This is a genomic window from Chlorobaculum thiosulfatiphilum, assembly GCF_006265165.1.
Lineage (GTDB): Bacteria > Bacteroidota > Chlorobiia > Chlorobiales > Chlorobiaceae > Chlorobaculum > Chlorobaculum thiosulfatiphilum.
On sequence record NZ_VDCH01000039.1, the window covers coordinates 1 to 15,180 of the forward strand.

A 15,180-nucleotide genomic window follows, 5' to 3' on the forward strand; every position below is an offset into this window, starting at 1 on the left:
GGAACTTCACCAGATCCCAGTGACCCTCTTCCATCGCAATATCCTCGCCCTCGGCGATCTTCACCGCCACATCCTCGGTCCAGTCATCCAGGTTCACCAAATAACCGTTCTCGTCCGTCTCGACGCTCATACCGTTGACTTCAATTGACATAATGAAGCACTCCCTTTAATTAATTATAGTGATTGTAATACTTGATCCTGACCCCGACAATGTAATCTCCCGCAAGGGGAATCGATACAACCTCAGGGCAATCGTGATTGATAAACCAAACCGTGTCGCGCGCTGTTCGCGATGCAACTATAATTATATGAGTATATAGTTAATTATTATCATTTTTCAAACGGGCCGCCGTTTTTTTCCGCGGTCGCCAAAAGCTTGTCTCAAGGTCATGCTTGACTTTTTTCGCAGCGTTTTCAAGCCGTGAGACATTTCCGGAAACAGAGAAATTCAACCATCCTTCGGGGAGGCAAAAAAAGAAAAGAACAGCGTTGGGAGAAGAAGAGATCAGAGGGAAACAGTTCACGGAAAACAGCATGGTTATGAAGCTGAACCGGTGATGCGGAATAGCAATACAGCTCTGGTCAGGCAAGCGGTATGGCAGTTCTTCCGAGGTCCGGGACAGTCGATGTGTCATGGCATCGGTATGAGGGTTGTTTCAATCTTTCAATGACGGTCGATCATCATTCGCCAGAACTGTTCTGAAAACCGGAATTCCGGTCAACTCCAGGGTATTCAGAAGCGGCGCTCTCCAGTCAAATCGCGATATGACAGAGAGCGCCGCCCGGAATCATTTTTTCTTGATATAGAAGGTATGCTTGCCGCCCTCTTCGGTGTGCTCGACCAGATCGTTGCCGGTGCGCTTGGCCCATGACGCCATGTCGTTGACCGAACCGGGATCGGTGGCGATCATTTTCAGCACCTGGCCGCTCTGCAGACTGTCAATGGCTTTCTTGGTTTTCAGGATCGGCAAAGGGCAGTTCAGACCTTCACAGTTCAGCTCCAGATCGCTTGCGATTCCGCTCATAAAAGACTCCTTGTTGTGAATTGCTTGGATATTGTTGTATTTGCTGTTTAAAAACAGATACCTCGCTCATGGCATCAAAAGAATAACAGATGCCCCGTTGCATTTGATGACAATGCTGCCGGGAGCCGGTGATTCTTTTCCAGATTTACCGGCCTGTATGACTCCATTACAGGGTGAATCGTAACTGCCGTATGAAAGCCGTGTCGGTTAAACGACCAAGTGAACGCAATAAAAATCCGACAAATAATTAACTGCGAAAGGTAATCAAATAAACCTATTCGGGTCAAAACAAAAACCGCATGAGACGTATAACGAGCGCATATTAAAAGCAAGAGTCCCGTAAATAATAGCGTATTCCATCTCCTTTGATCACAATCTTTCCGGGAACAACGATGATGCGCCAGACTCGTTCATGACATCCAGACCACCGAGCCAAGTACAAGCGCGGCGAGAAATACGGTTTCGGCAACCATGATCGTAACCGGCTTCCAGCCGACCTCGAAGAGCGATTTCAGCGATGTTTTCATGCCGAGCGCGCCGATAGCGGTCACCAGGCACCAGCGGGAAGCGTCGTTGACGAACTGGGTTGCCGGTTTCGGGACAATCCCAAAACTGTTGATGCCGACAAACACCACGAAAAAGATGATGAACGGCGGAAGAAGAAAGCGTTTCGGCGCGTTTCCCTCTTTCTGATTTCGCGTGTGAAAAATCAGCGAAAGAATGAACACGGCGGGAACCAGCATGGCAACCCTGAGCAATTTGATAACCGTCGCCGTGTCGCCAGTCTGTTCCGATACCGAATAGCCCGCGCCGACCACCTGCGCCACGTCGTGAATCGTGCCGCCGAGGAAAATGCCCGCCGCCTGATGATCAAGGCCGAACCAGTGTGCGACCACCGGATAGGCGATCATGGCGATCGTGCTCAGCGCGGTGACACTGATAACCGTGAAGATGGTGTTGCGCTCGCTGTACTCGTGCTGCGGCAGGATCGCCGAAATGGCCAGCGCCGCCGATGCGCCGCAAATGCCGACGCTGCCGCCGGTCAGTACGCCGAAGCGTTTGCCGCGTCCCATCATTTTGGAGAGCGCCAGACCGAATAAAATGGTGAGAAGCACCGAAAAAAAGACCATCGCGATTGGCTTGATGCCCAGCGACTGGATCTGGCCGAGGGTGATGCGCATACCAAGCAGCGCAACGCCGATCCTGAGCACCGTGGTGGATGCAAACTGGATTCCCACCAGCGCCCGCCCCTCGTCTTCGGAGAGGAAGCGAAACGCCATGCCGATCAGCAGCGCGAAGAGCATCGTCGGCGCGCCGTAATGGTCGGAGAGGAATGTTGCCGCCGCCGCGACGGTTATCGCGGCAAGAACACCGGGGAAATATTTGTCGAACCTGACCCTTGCCGCCTGAACCTGACTGTGGAATCCGTACTTCTCGGCCTCGTGAATCTGCTCTTCCGTTGGAATTTCAGTATCGACATGTTTCAACGACTTATCGATGACCTCTTCACGGCCGTGCTTCTTGTTCCCCATCAGGCTCCTTTAAGTCAATATGTGTTAGAGATTTCCGGGATGCTGAGCCCGGCGACTCCTCGATAGATGCAATCTCGCGTGATTGCGCAATAAAAATAAGAAAAGAAGCTTCGAAGGCAAGCGAAAAAATCGCTATATGACCATACAGTAATATTGATTCACTACAGTATTTTCATCATCATACACTTTTTGGACGCATCTGATCGGGGCGAAGCTTGGCAGTGAAGTACTTATCCGCAAAATCAGGATCGACTGTCTCCCCCGCCCTGTTCACCAGCGGCTCCTCGTAGTCGTTCCAGCCGCGCAGTCCCGATTTGAGCGAGACGACATTTTCATAACCCAGCACATGCAGTGAGTGAGCGGCAAGAATGCTGCGATGGCCAGAACGGCAAACCACCACAATTTCGCGATCTCGCGCATTGACCAACTCAGGCTCGGTCTCCTCGAAATCCCATTCGCAGGCCGACTCGAGTATGCCGCGCGGCACGTTCAGAGAGCCGGAAATATGCATGGCATCGAACTCGTTCGGCTCGCGAACATCGAGAAGAAGCAGGCCGGGATTCTCTTTGAGTCGATCCACGAGAGTCCACGGCAGAATCTCCTTCACGTCCGACAGGCAGTTGCGAATCAACTCTATAAAACGCACCATAGCGGGAAACTCCTGTTCAATAATTGTTTATTTTTTATGATGTTAGAGCAGCGGGCACTCCCCTCGCCTGAAGATCAGCGCCTGCCCGACGGCCAGCAACGACTCCCTCTTCATAGTGTGGATGATACTGCGGATGATGGCGATGGCTTTCGGGTTACGACAGGCATCAGCAGCGTCTGGCGGGCGGCAATATACTCACGACACCGCCAAGCCTCCAACCCGGACAGGAAGAATTCAGGGGGAAAACCTTTGCAGAAAGAGTATTGAGCACAAACTCGCAATATTTTGCGAAAAACCCATAAACACAAAACTTAACACTTGATGTAACATACCACCGGCGAACAAAGAAAGCTTGAGGCAGTAATCGATTGAGAGGTTAGAGGTTAGTATCCAGTCTTTCAACTACCCCAAAAAAGTGCAATTGCTTCGATAGTTGAAGCTGCCAGAACGAATTTAACTTCCCATCGAGTTCTTTTGTATATGCATAACTAAAGAAATCCGGTGCGACAATGTGCCACTGTAGAACTGATTCAAAAGCCGGCGGCACTTCCCAACGCATTACACCGCATGTCACTGCAGCATCAGGAATGGCGTACCCAACTTTGTGTACGGCAGCCAATCCGCGGACTATTCGTCTAAGAATCAGATTGAATCGAGCATCTTCAGTAGGAGCGATAACGAAGCGTCCCGGAACGCCAGAAACACTTGGCTTCATCAGTACAAGAAGCTCTTTAGCTCGCCGACGCCCATCAACAGATTTAAAGCCACGCCACATAGCATCGACTCGGTTGTCAACTGGCAATACAGTCGGATTCCATATCCCAAGCAATATATTCCTAAAGTGAGGTTCGGCATCTTCCCAGAGCTTTTTGCATTTCTCGCATTCGGCAACTGTAATTCGTTGCACCTCAGGCATATTATCTGGGTACAAGTTTGCTGGAAGGACATGTCCTTTAGTGCGAGGGACATCGGTACATCCACAGTATGCGCAAGGACGATGCTTCAACATGCTTTAGAAAGAGTGCAGATTATCGAGATCATAAAGTCTAACATTGTTTATCAAGTTTCCGAAGAAAATTCCAGATTTATGATTTCTGTCATTTTAAAACACTTCTATTATTTCTCAATCGATCAGTAAAAACGATGCTTTTAAGCTTTAAAACGGGTTCTAACTGAAAAATCAGTAATCCTGCGGTTGAACGTAACCATTCAAAAAAGATTATATAGCTCAGCAAAAGCAAACACACAACTGCGGCATCCTCGTCATTCCGCCTCAAACAAAAAAAGCGCCGGAACCTCATCGATCCCGGCGCTTTTCAAGACGAAAAATCTCGCCGCTTTAGCGGATCGATTCGAGGAATCTCTCGGCTTCGATGGCGGCCATGCAGCCGGTGCCAACGGCGGTGACGGCCTGGCGGTAGGTGTAGTCCTGCACGTCGCCGCAGGCGAAGACGCCTTTGACGCTGGTCTCGGTGGAGTGGCCTTTGGTGAGGATGTAGCCGTAATCGTCCATGTCGAGCTGGCCCTGGAAAATCCTGGCATTCGGTTCGTGGCCGATCGCCATGAAAACGCCGTCGCAGGCGTGTTCGGTCAGCTCGCCGGTCTTGAGGTTTTTCAGCCGGATGCCGGTCACCTTCATGTCGTCGCCGAGAATCTCGTCCACCACCTCGCTGAGCATGGTGGTGATCTTCTCGTTCTTGCTGGCCCGCAGGCTCATGATCTTCGAGGCGCGGAACTCGTCGCGGCGATGCACCAGCACCACCTCGGAGGCGAACTTGGTGAGGTAGAGCGCCTCTTCCATCGCCGTATCGCCGCCGCCAATCACGAACACGCGACAGTTGCGGAAAAAGAAGCCGTCACAGGTGGCGCATGCCGACACGCCGCGCCCGCGATAGGTCTCCTCGGACTCGATGCCGAGCCACTTGGCGTTCGCGCCGGTGGCGATAATGAGCGTCCGGGTGACAATCTCCTCTCCGTCGTCGAGCGTCAGGACGAACGGACTGCGCGACACGTCGGCTTCGCTGACGCTGCCGAACTGGAACTCGACGCCGAAACGCGCTGCCTGTTCGCGCATCCGGCCCATCAGCTCGGGACCGGGAATGCCTTCCGGGAAGCCGGGAAAATTCTCGATGTCGGTGGTAATCATGAGCTGGCCGCCAGGCTGGCGCCCCTCGATAACCAGCGGCTTCAGATTGGCCCGTCCGGTGTAAATGGCTGAAGTATATCCGGCAGGGCCGGTTCCGATGATGACGACGTCCCTGATTTCTTTGTCCATCGTATGGCTCCGGGAGGTAGGGTTTGGATTATAACAAAACTATCCCGGCTTGAACCGGGATAGCAAAGAATAGAAACGGATGGAAAATCAGCCGATATGCTCGTCGATCTTTTTGGCGATCATGTTCTTCGGAAGAGCGCCGACCATCTGATCGACAACCTTGCCGCCCTTGATAATCAGCATGGTGGGAATGCTGCGGATGCCGTACTGTCCTGCGATATTCGGATTTTCATCGACGTTGAGCTTGGCGATGATCGCCTTGCCTTCGTAATCATCGGCAAGCTGCTCGATGACCGGGCCGAGCATCATGCACGGGCCACACCAGGAGGCCCAGAAATCGACCAGCGCAACTTTGTCCGAATCGAGAATTTCTGTCTGAAAATTCTTGTCCGTCGCCTCGAAATATTTTCCGCTCATAAGTTGTCAAAATAAAGGTTAACAATTGATAAGAGAAACCAAGTTACTCCGAGTAAATATAATTGAATAAAATGCAACTTGGCAACAAATGCCGAAATTCTATCCGGTAATTTTGACATTGTCCGGCCCGAGAAGCTCTTCGAGTTGATCGAGCACTTCGTCGTCGGCCTCGATCGGCGTGTTGCGGGCGAAGAGCTTCAGGGTTTCGTTGCACGAACCAATGGTGGCCCGCACCTCGAAATCGACCGGTGTGCCACCCTTGTGCTGCTCGAACAGCTCGCGCACCTGTTGCAGCTTGCCGAGTTGGGCGGAGTCGTCGGCATCGATGCGCAGCACCACCTTTCTGACCAGCGCCGAACGCACCTTCTTGAGCGGCGCGACCTCGCGCACCAGAAGCTTGAGGCTGCCATCTTTCGCCTCGGCCTCGACGCTGAGCATCACCGCCTCGTCGGTCTGAAGCATGTGGCGGCACTGCTCGTAAACGCTGGCGAACACCGTGAAGTCCGCCTTGCCGGTGAAGTCTTCGAGTACGCCGAAGAGCATCTGCTTGCCCTTGCGATCCTGATAGGGCTTGACCGACACGATCACGCCAATCGCCTTGTAGAGCTTCGAGGGCGTCACCTCGCGCATGTCGAGCGTCAGGCTGGCGAAGGCCTCCCAGTCGCGCCGGTAGCGGTCGAGCGGATGGTGGCTGAGGTAGAAGCCGACCAGCCGCTTCTCGTGCTGGAGCCTTTCGCTGTCCGGCATCGGCTCGGCGTTGTCGAGATCGGGATAGTGGACGCCCACCTGCTCATCGCTGAAGTCGTCGTTGAAAAAGCCGCCCTGGCCAAGCGTGACCGCCTTGTTCTGAATCTGCCCGAACTTGATCGCCTTGTCCACGTTGGCGAGCAGTTTGGCGCGATTGGGGTCGATCTCGTCGAGCGCTCCGGCCTGGATGAGGCATTCGAGGGCCTTGCGGTTCATGGCGCGAAGATCGACCGAGGCGGTCAGGTCGAACAGGTTGAGGAACGGCTTGCTGTCGCGACGCAACCGGGCGGCCACCACAGCCCTCGCGCCGCCGCCAACCTGCTTGATGGCGCTGAGGCCGACGCGGATGCAGGACTTGCCCTTGAATTCATCGACCGAGAAGAGCGCGTCGCTCTGGTTGATCGAGGGCGGCAGGGTGAAGATTCCGAACCCTTTGGCCTCGTCGGTCAGGTGCTTCATGCGCTCGGTGTCGCCGATTTCGCTGTTCAGTACCGCCGTAATAAACTCGATGGTGTAGTGCGCTTTCAGATAGCCCGTCCAGTAGGCCAGCACGCCGTAGGCCGCCGAGTGGCTTTTGTTGAAACCGTAGCCCGCGAACTCGGCCATCAGGTCGAAGATGCGCGTGGCGAGCGCTTGATTGACATCGATACTTACCGCGCCATTGACGAACTCCTCCTTGAACTTCTGCATCAGCTTCGGGTCCTTCTTGCCCATCGCCTTGCGCAGGTTGTCGGCCTTGCCGAGCGAGAAGCGCCCCATCACCTGCGAAATCTGCATCACCTGCTCCTGATAGACGATGACGCCGTAGGTCTCCTTCAAAATCTCTTCGAGCATCGGGTGCATGTAGTCGATCTCCTCGCGCCCGTGCTTGCGGTCAACGAACAGATCGACGGCGTTGCGGTGCTCGTCGATGACGGCGTTCAGCGCGCCCGGACGGTACAGGGCGCTCATGGCGATGATATCGCCGATGGTGGTGGGCTGGAGCCGCGTCATGTAGCTCTGCATTCCTGAGGACTCGAACTGGAAGATGCCCGCCATCTTGCCCTCCTGAAAGATGCGGAAGGTCTGCCGGTCGTCCATCGGCACCTTTTCGAGCTCGATGTCCAGGCCGTGGCGCTTCCTGATGAGCCGCAGCGTTTCGTCGATCACGGCGAGCGTTTCGAGGCCGAGATAGTCGATCTTGAGCAAGCCCGCCTGTTCGATGCAGTTCTTGTCGAACTGCGTCACCACCTGCTTTTCGTCACTGCTCTCGGACTTCGTGCCGTCGATGTCGTTCTGGTCGAACTCGTCGGCGTACTTGCGCTCCTCGGTCTCGATCTTGTTGGAGACGTAGAGCGGCACCTGCTCTTCGAGCGCGCCGTCGGTGATCACCACCGCGCCGGCGTGCATCGAAACGTTGCGCGCGCGCCCCTCCATCGCCCGCGCGTACTGCATGAGCTGCTGGTACTGCGGATCGGTATCGACGAGCCGTTTCAGCTCCTTGACCTCGCGGAAGGCGTCTTCGAGCGACGTGCCGGGTTTGGACGGCACCAGCTTGGCGAGCTGATCGACCGCCTTGAGCGGCACGTCGAGCACGCGCCCCGCGTCGCGGATGGCCGCCTTCGCGCCGAGCGTGCCGATGGCGACAACCTTGGCGACACTGTCCGGGCCGTATTTCCGGACGGTGTAATCGAGCACCTTCTGCTTGCCGACCGGCGTGAAGTCGATATCGATATCGGGCATCGAAACACGCTCCGGATTGAGGAAGCGCTCGAAAAGCAGCTTGTACTTCAAGGGATCGATCCGGGTGATGCCGGTCAGGTAGGCGATGATGCTGCCCGCCGCCGAGCCGCGTCCGGGGCCAACCGAGTAGCCCATCTGGCGCGAAGCGGCGATCAGGTCGCTGACGATCAGGAAGTAGGCGCTGTACCCCATCTTTTCGATGACGCCGAATTCCAGCTCGATACGCGCCTTCACCTCCTCCGGAATCGCGCCGTCCTCCACGCCGTACTTGTTGCGCGCCCCCTCCCAGGTCAGGTGGCGCAGATACTCCTTCTCGCCCTCGAAGCCTTCGGGAAGCGGAAATTTCGGCAGATGCGGATCCTGATCGATGAAGGTGTAGGCGCACTGTTCGGCGATCTTCACCGTGTTGCTGAGTTCGCCGTGGGCGTTGTCGAACAGCGCCGACATCTCCGAGGCCGACTTGAAGTAGTTCTCGTGGCCCGGCAGGCATTGCAGGTTCTGGCTGTTGAGCCGCTCCTTGGTGCGGTTGGCGATCATGGCGCGGTAGCAGCCCGAGTCGCGCCGGTCGAGGTAGTGCGCGTTGTTGGTGGCCACCAGCGGAATGCCAAGCGCTTCGGCGAGCCGGATGGTAGCGGGCACGAGCTGCTCCTCGTACGGAGCGCCGTGCTTCTGGAGTTCGAGGTAGAAGTGCTCGCCGAACAGCTCGCGGTAATAGCTCGCGAGCTTCGCCGCCTCGGTTTCGTCACCGGAGAGCAGCGCCCGACCGACCAGGCCGGAGTGCGCCGCCGAGAGGCAGGTCAGCCCTTCGCGGTACTCTTCGAGCACCGAGCGATCGACGTGCGGCAGCCCGTTGGAGAAGCCGTCCCGCGCCGCCCGCGACAGGATGACGCACATGTTGCGGTAGCCGATGTCGTCGCGAATGAGCAAAATGAGCGTGGCCGGACGGCCGCTGTCGCGCGAGTCGGTGCCTGCCAGAAAAATCTCCGCGCCCATGATCAGCTTCACCTCGGCCTTGCGGGCCTGGCCGAACAGCTCCGGCATGTTGAACATCGCGCCGTAATCGGTCACGGCGACTGAACTCATGCCCTGCTTTTTGCAGGCTTTAAAAAGCTCGCCCGGAAAGATCGGGCTGCTCTGCATCGAGTAGTGGGTGTGGGTGTGAAGATGAACGAACTCCAAGGCGCTTTTCATGTCTGGTTGCAATCGCCGGACGGCGTAAAAATTCTCCTTCGCCCCGGCGCGTCACCCATCATAATAACCTTTCGAGCCGTTCCTGCAAGATCAAAATTGGAGTTCAAACCGGCGCTGTCACTGAGGCCATTCCAACCGGTAATCAGGCTCGACATTCAATGGTCATTCTGAACGAAGCAGCCCGAAGCGAAGCATTCCGATTTGCCGAAATATCACGATAAACGCCATATTGGCAATAGGTTACGAAACCTCTTCAAATTCTTCGCCAGGTTGTGCCAGGCTCGGAATGACCGGCAACGGAGATCGTCGTGATCAGGCTGATGCGGCGGCAATGATTCTCCGGTACAAGGTCTCGTAATTGTCAACCATGTGGCGCTGGGTGAAGCGCTGCTCGAATTCGCGCCTGCACGCGGCTCTTGAAATCGTATCGATATTGTGGATCGCATGGATGAAATCGAGCTGGCTGTCGCAGACAAATCCGGTGACGCCGTGAGTGATCACCTCGGGGCTGGAGCCGCAGCGCCGCACGATGACCGGCGTACCGCAGGCGAGCGCCTCGATCATCACCAGCCCGAACGGCTCCGGCCAGTCGATGGGGTTGAGCAGCGCACGAGCGTTCCTGAGCAACTCCCCTTTCCGGCTGTCGTTCACCTCGCCGATGTATTCGATATACGGACTGTCGAGCAGCGGTTCGATCTTCGCCTTGAAGTATGCCTTGTCGGCGGAGTCAATCTTGGCGGCCAGCTTCAGGTGAATTTTGCACACCTTGGCCAGCCTGATCGCCTCGTCGGGCCGCTTCTCCTCCGAAAACCGGCCAAGGTAGAGAAAGTACTCTTCGGGATCGGGGTTGAACTCGAACAGATTCTCCGGATAACCGTGATAGACCGTGCCCGCCCAACTGATGTCCGGCGCTGGCGCACGCTGCGAGTCGCTGATCGACACCCAGGCCATCGAGCGGTAGCGATGCAGAATCTCGACATAATCGGGAACATCGAGCCGCCCGTGCAAGGTCAGGATGGTCGGCGTTCTGGAGCGGCTGGCGTAGGGCAGGGTGAGATATTCGAGATGCGAATGGATGATGTCGAACTCTTCCGACATCTCTTCGTACACCTTCGAGAGCATCAACATGTGCATGATGGTGGTCGAGTGAATTTTGCGCCCCAGCCGGAGGCTTTGCGTCACCGGCGCGATCAGCCGGGCGCTGGTGACCGAGTCCCCGGAGGCGAAGAGCGTCACCTCGTGGCCCCGCTCCACCAGCCCCTCGGTGAGGTAGTAAACGACCCGCTCCGTGCCGCCATATTTCTTCGGCGGGACGCTTTCGATCAGGGGCGATATCTGCGCAATTTTCAGCTTTTTCATTGTTTCGCTCCCGTTTCATCTTGTTGGGCAATAACTCAGGGTGAATGGTTCATTGGTACGAATCTTGTGCGTCTGGCCGTAAAGCGTACAAGGCAGCGTCATATCCGAAGCAGCTTCGATCGTAATCACCACCTCGCTGTGAGTGATGTCGAGCTGCACGATGCGTTCGCGCCACCGGACGCGGAAGGCGAGGTGCTCCCACTTTTTTGGCAGCCACGGGTTGAGCACGATCCGGTCAGACTTGAGCGTCAGGCCGCCGAAGCCGTGGATGACCGTCTGCCAGCTTCCGCCGACCGACGCGGCATGGATGCCGAGTTCGGTGTTATTGTGCAGGTTTTCGAGGTCGAACAGCGCGGTCTTCATGAAGTAGCGATAGGCGTTGTTTCGCTCGGAGACGGCAAGCCCCATCATGGCGTAAGTGCAGTGGCTCAGGGAAGATTTATGCGCCGTGCGCGGCTCGTAGAAGTCGTAGTTGGCCCTCTTCTCCTCGAAGCTGAACGAGTGCGGAAAGAGCAGCATCATGAGCACCACGTCGGCCTGCTTGATGAGGCGGGTGCGCCCGATGTTCCGGTAGTTCACGCCCGGAGGCAGCACCGGATGACCGAAGCGATCGTGGCGCGAGATCACGTGATCCTTGAGGGCGAAGTAGCCGTCGAACTGCTCGACCAACCCCGTTTCGGCATCCTGGGTGAACTTGAGGCAGCGGCTGATCTCGTGCCAGCGATCCGGTTCGCCGTCGCCGAGGGAAATCTTCTCCGCAAGCTCTTGCAGCACCTCCGGCGCGGTTTTCCCGACATGCCGGTAAAGCATGGAGGCCAGCCGCAGATGCCACTTCACCATCCAGTTGGTGTAGGCGTTGTTGTTGACGTGCTCGTGAAATTCATCCGGCCCGATCACCGTGTGGATTTCGTAACGCTCGCCAACCTTCGTCACCCGGCACGCCCAGTAACGCGCTGTCAGGAACACCATTTCCAGCCCGCAGTGCAAGAGGAACCCCTCGTCGCCGGTCACCCTGAAGTAGCGCTCCACGCCATAAATCACGTCGGAGACGATGTGCTCCTCCTCGGTGCCGGTGTAGATGAAGCGGATGATCTTTTCGAGTTTGGAGGCGAAACGCGGCGTCACATCCTCGCCGGTGGTGGCCGACTCCCAGGCGAACCGCGCGCCCTGGCAGCCCGACTTTTCGGCGTTCGCGATCGCGCCGGGCAGCGTGTTGAAGCGGTACATCAGCGCGTTACGCGCCATCGCCGGGAAGTTGTAAATGTAGAACGGAAGGATGAAAATTTCAGTGTCCCAGAACACGTGCCCCATGTACCCCTCCGAGCTGAGGAACTTCGCGCCGATTGAGCCGGGTTTGGCCGGGCCGTTGATGAGGAGCTGGTAGATATTGTAGCGCAGCGCCGCCTGGGCGGCAGGGTCGCCATCGATACGCACGTCGGCCTGCTTCCAGAGTTCGCTCCACACATCGAGATGCCGCCTGATCTCGACCGACGCTCCCGTGCGGACGTAGCTGCGGAGATTGCAGATCGCCTCCCGCATCATGGAGCGCGAGCGCTCCTCCGGCACATCCCGGCTGGTCATGACGACGGCGAGCTTTTCAAAGGCATACGAATGCCCGCGTGCAGCATCGATGGTGATCTCGCTGGTGAACTTCTCGCCGTAAATCCTCGGCTCCCAGCGCAGCAGCCGACCCGTGTCGGAGATCATCTTCCACGACGCGCCGACGGCGATGCGAATCCCCTGCTGGCGGGTCTTCATTTCGAGATACATGAAGTTCCGCCCCCGCTCGATCCGTTCAAGCTGCAAGTGTTTGTACTGCTCGCGCGGGAAAAATCCCCGGTTATAGACCTGACCGTTCAGCCCCGAGAGGACGCGGATCTGGCCGGAAAAATTCCTCGGCGTGATCTTCACCCGCATATAACCCCGATGGGGATCGTGCATGAAAACGAGCCGCGAGATTTCGAGCGTGAGGATTTTTCCGTGAGGATTTTTGAAGGTGGTGCGGCGGTGAAGAATGCCTTTTTTCATATCGAGAATCTGCTCGTGCTCCAGCGCCTGGCAGCAGGAGAGACAGAACTTCTCGCCCTCGTGCCAGACCGACACGTCGGTCCACATCGGGCACTTGACCAGCTCCTCGACATCGGCCTCCGATTTGTCGTACACGCCAGCCAGATACATGCCGCCGCAATGGCCCGGCGGAAGCTCTTCGAGACTGCCCCGGATATTGAGATAGCCATTGCCCGTGGTCAGCAGGGTTTCGTTGATCTGGATCGCTTTCGCTCCCTTGCGGAACCCTTTTTTCCTCAAAAGCCACTCTTGCGGTGAAAGCTCGAACAAAACGTCCAGCTCATCCACCGGTTTGTCGGCAACAGACAATGAACTTCCGGTCATGACATCCTCCTCGGGCGTAAAGCCCATTGCACAGGTGATCAACGGATCGACGCATCTTCACGGAAAAACGGCGCACAGGCCCGAGAGCCGATCGATAAAAAGTTCTGCTGGCAGTCGCCGCTAACTTTAAATAACAAAGCAAACAAGGCAGAAAGTTCACTCTTTCGCGCCGCCTCCTTTTTTGATTGAATTTTCCCTCTTGCGCAAACGCAAATGGCCCGCGAGAGGAGGCGGTGGGTTCCCGGCCAGTGGTTTGTGGCTGTTTTTTTATTATTTTATGCAACGATAGCAGACTAACCCAACTCTTCAAGGCCATACCCAATTGGAGCAAAATATCTACAAGCAGTGCCCGGTCTGCGGCTTTCCGCTAACCCGGCAGAATGCGATCTGTCCGAGATGCGGCAACGACATTCTCGAAGACATCAACACGCTCGACGAGCAAAATCACGAAAAGCACTACCGCGTCATCGAGGACAAAAAGGCCGACTGGTACATCCGGTGCTTGGCAGAAAACCTCGATACCGGCAAATCGCCAATCGTGAACTTCCCGAACGACTACACCGGCCCGATGCACTCGGGCTTCCGCAATCGCCTCTCCGCCGCCGAAGAGGAGGCGCTGGCCGCGTCGCGGGCCGTGCTGTTGCGAGACCCGCAGAAGCGGCACAACTGGTTCAAGGCGCTGGGCAAGGACTGGAAGGAGGTGGTCAAAAACACCCTGAAAATCCAGCGCGACCCCTCGGACGACGAGTTGCTCGGCTTCCTGAACGCCACGAGCATCCGGTGCGACAACATGCGGATTCACAACCTCGCGCCAGTCAGCCTGCTCGAAAACCTGCAACAACTGCGCTGCGACGAAACTCCGATCGAGAGCCTCGAACCGCTCCGGAACCTCCGCAACCTCAAGCGTCTCTACGCTTTCGACTGCGACTACACCTCGCTCGACCCGCTGCGCGACATCCGCTCGCTGAAGCTGCTCTGGGTATCGAGCACCGAAATCAATGACCTCGAACCGGTCAGCGGCCTCGTCAATCTCGAAGAGCTGTACTGCTCCGAGACGATGGTGAGCGACCTTTCGCCCCTCAGCGGCCTCGTCAATCTCGAAAAGCTGAGCTGCTACAAAACCGAAATAGCGTCGATCGAGCCGCTCCGGAATCTGAAAAATCTCTCCGAACTCGGCATCAACAGTACGCCCGTTTCGTCGCTCGAACCGCTGGCGGGGCTGGAGGATTTGGAATATCTCCGGTGCAGCCGCACGGCCATCACGAGCCTGGAGCCGCTGCGGAATCTGGCGTCGCTCAAGGAGCTGAGCATCGAACAGACCGCCATCCACAACCTCGAACCGCTGTCGGGACTTGTGGAGCTTGAGGAGCTGAGCATCACCGGCACACTCGTCGATTCGATAGCCCCGCTGATGAACCTGGTGAATCTCGAAAAACTGGAACTCTCGGCAGGCCGAATCCCGCAATCCGAAATCGACCACTTCACGCAACTGAACCCGGCCTGCGAGGTGGTGATAAAGGCGTGAGGCTGGGGGGACATAGACGATAGTAAAAAAGGGATAACGGTAATATGAGCAAGCCGTTATCCCTTTTTTTGATTCTCCCCCCTGGGAACGCCAAGCTCCAGCTTGGCAATGGAGCCAAAGGCTCCACATTATTCAGGCTTCAACGCATTTCATGTATAGCGCAATAACGTTAACCTGAAGTGAATAAACGATTTGATTGTAAAAAAGATGCCGAGCTGGAGCTCGGCGCTCCCAGGAAAAACAAGAGAATGGACATTGTCTTAGCTTTTAGGTTCTTCGCAGAATATCGTGGGTAAGGGCTTCTGCTGTTCCGTCATGATTCGATAGCCATGTTGAGTTTGCCGCAG

General features: G+C 56.3%; 12 protein-coding genes. 1 reads left to right on the forward strand and 11 read right to left on the reverse strand.

The genetic code is table 11. The features are described from left to right. The 11 genes from FGF66_RS11780 to FGF66_RS11825 form a co-directional block, all read right to left on the reverse strand. Positions 1 to 151 (reverse strand): TusE/DsrC/DsvC family sulfur relay protein (locus tag FGF66_RS11780; protein WP_211342011.1); only part of this gene is annotated, 151 nt, incomplete at its 3' end. 169 nt (positions 152 to 320) lie between these two features. Next, positions 321 to 635 carry a hypothetical protein gene (locus tag FGF66_RS12730; RefSeq protein WP_170181363.1) on the reverse strand — a complete coding sequence of 105 codons (315 nt, stop codon included), beginning with the start codon at positions 633 to 635 and terminating at the stop codon, positions 321 to 323. Between the two features lie 153 nt (positions 636 to 788). After that, the gene (locus FGF66_RS11785) at positions 789 to 1,025 is read right to left on the reverse strand and encodes a sulfurtransferase TusA family protein (RefSeq protein WP_129052470.1); all 237 of its coding nucleotides are present in this window, start codon (positions 1,023 to 1,025) and stop codon (positions 789 to 791) included. A gap of 410 nt (positions 1,026 to 1,435) precedes the next feature. Beyond that, the gene (locus tag FGF66_RS11790; RefSeq protein WP_246046685.1) at positions 1,436 to 2,557 is read right to left on the reverse strand and encodes a YeiH family protein; all 1,122 of its coding nucleotides are present in this window, start codon (positions 2,555 to 2,557) and stop codon (positions 1,436 to 1,438) included. 178 nt (positions 2,558 to 2,735) lie between these two features. Next, positions 2,736 to 3,206, reverse strand: a complete 471-nt coding sequence (locus FGF66_RS11795) for a rhodanese-like domain-containing protein (protein ID WP_139457826.1) — start codon at positions 3,204 to 3,206, stop codon at positions 2,736 to 2,738. A gap of 376 nt (positions 3,207 to 3,582) precedes the next feature. Next, positions 3,583 to 4,122 carry a hypothetical protein gene (locus FGF66_RS11800; protein WP_139457827.1) on the reverse strand — a complete coding sequence of 180 codons (540 nt, stop codon included), beginning with the start codon at positions 4,120 to 4,122 and terminating at the stop codon, positions 3,583 to 3,585. 423 nt (positions 4,123 to 4,545) lie between these two features. Then, a complete protein-coding gene (trxB, locus tag FGF66_RS11805; RefSeq protein ID WP_139457828.1) occupies positions 4,546 to 5,481 on the reverse strand; it encodes a thioredoxin-disulfide reductase in 936 nt (311 codons plus the stop codon). An 87-nt stretch (positions 5,482 to 5,568) separates the two neighbouring features. Further along, a complete protein-coding gene (trxA, locus tag FGF66_RS11810) occupies positions 5,569 to 5,898 on the reverse strand; it encodes a thioredoxin (protein WP_139457829.1) in 330 nt (109 codons plus the stop codon). Positions 5,899 to 5,997: 99 nt separating this feature from the next. Next, on the reverse strand, positions 5,998 to 9,558 hold the full coding sequence (gene dnaE, locus FGF66_RS11815) for a DNA polymerase III subunit alpha (protein WP_246046686.1): 3,561 nt from the start codon (positions 9,556 to 9,558) through the stop codon (positions 5,998 to 6,000). A gap of 312 nt (positions 9,559 to 9,870) precedes the next feature. Beyond that, positions 9,871 to 10,917 (reverse strand): glycosyltransferase family 4 protein, encoded by a 1,047-nt coding sequence (locus FGF66_RS11820; RefSeq protein ID WP_139457831.1) that lies wholly within the window; start codon positions 10,915 to 10,917, stop codon positions 9,871 to 9,873. A gap of 15 nt (positions 10,918 to 10,932) precedes the next feature. Beyond that, the gene (locus FGF66_RS11825; RefSeq protein ID WP_139457834.1) at positions 10,933 to 13,308 is read right to left on the reverse strand and encodes a glycoside hydrolase family 65 protein; all 2,376 of its coding nucleotides are present in this window, start codon (positions 13,306 to 13,308) and stop codon (positions 10,933 to 10,935) included. 322 nt (positions 13,309 to 13,630) lie between these two features. Here FGF66_RS11825 and FGF66_RS11830 point away from each other — a divergent pair, with 322 nt between their 5' ends. Continuing rightward, positions 13,631 to 14,833 carry a leucine-rich repeat domain-containing protein gene (locus tag FGF66_RS11830; RefSeq protein ID WP_139457832.1) on the forward strand — a complete coding sequence of 401 codons (1,203 nt, stop codon included), beginning with the start codon at positions 13,631 to 13,633 and terminating at the stop codon, positions 14,831 to 14,833. Positions 14,834 to 15,180: the final 347 nt, after the last annotated feature.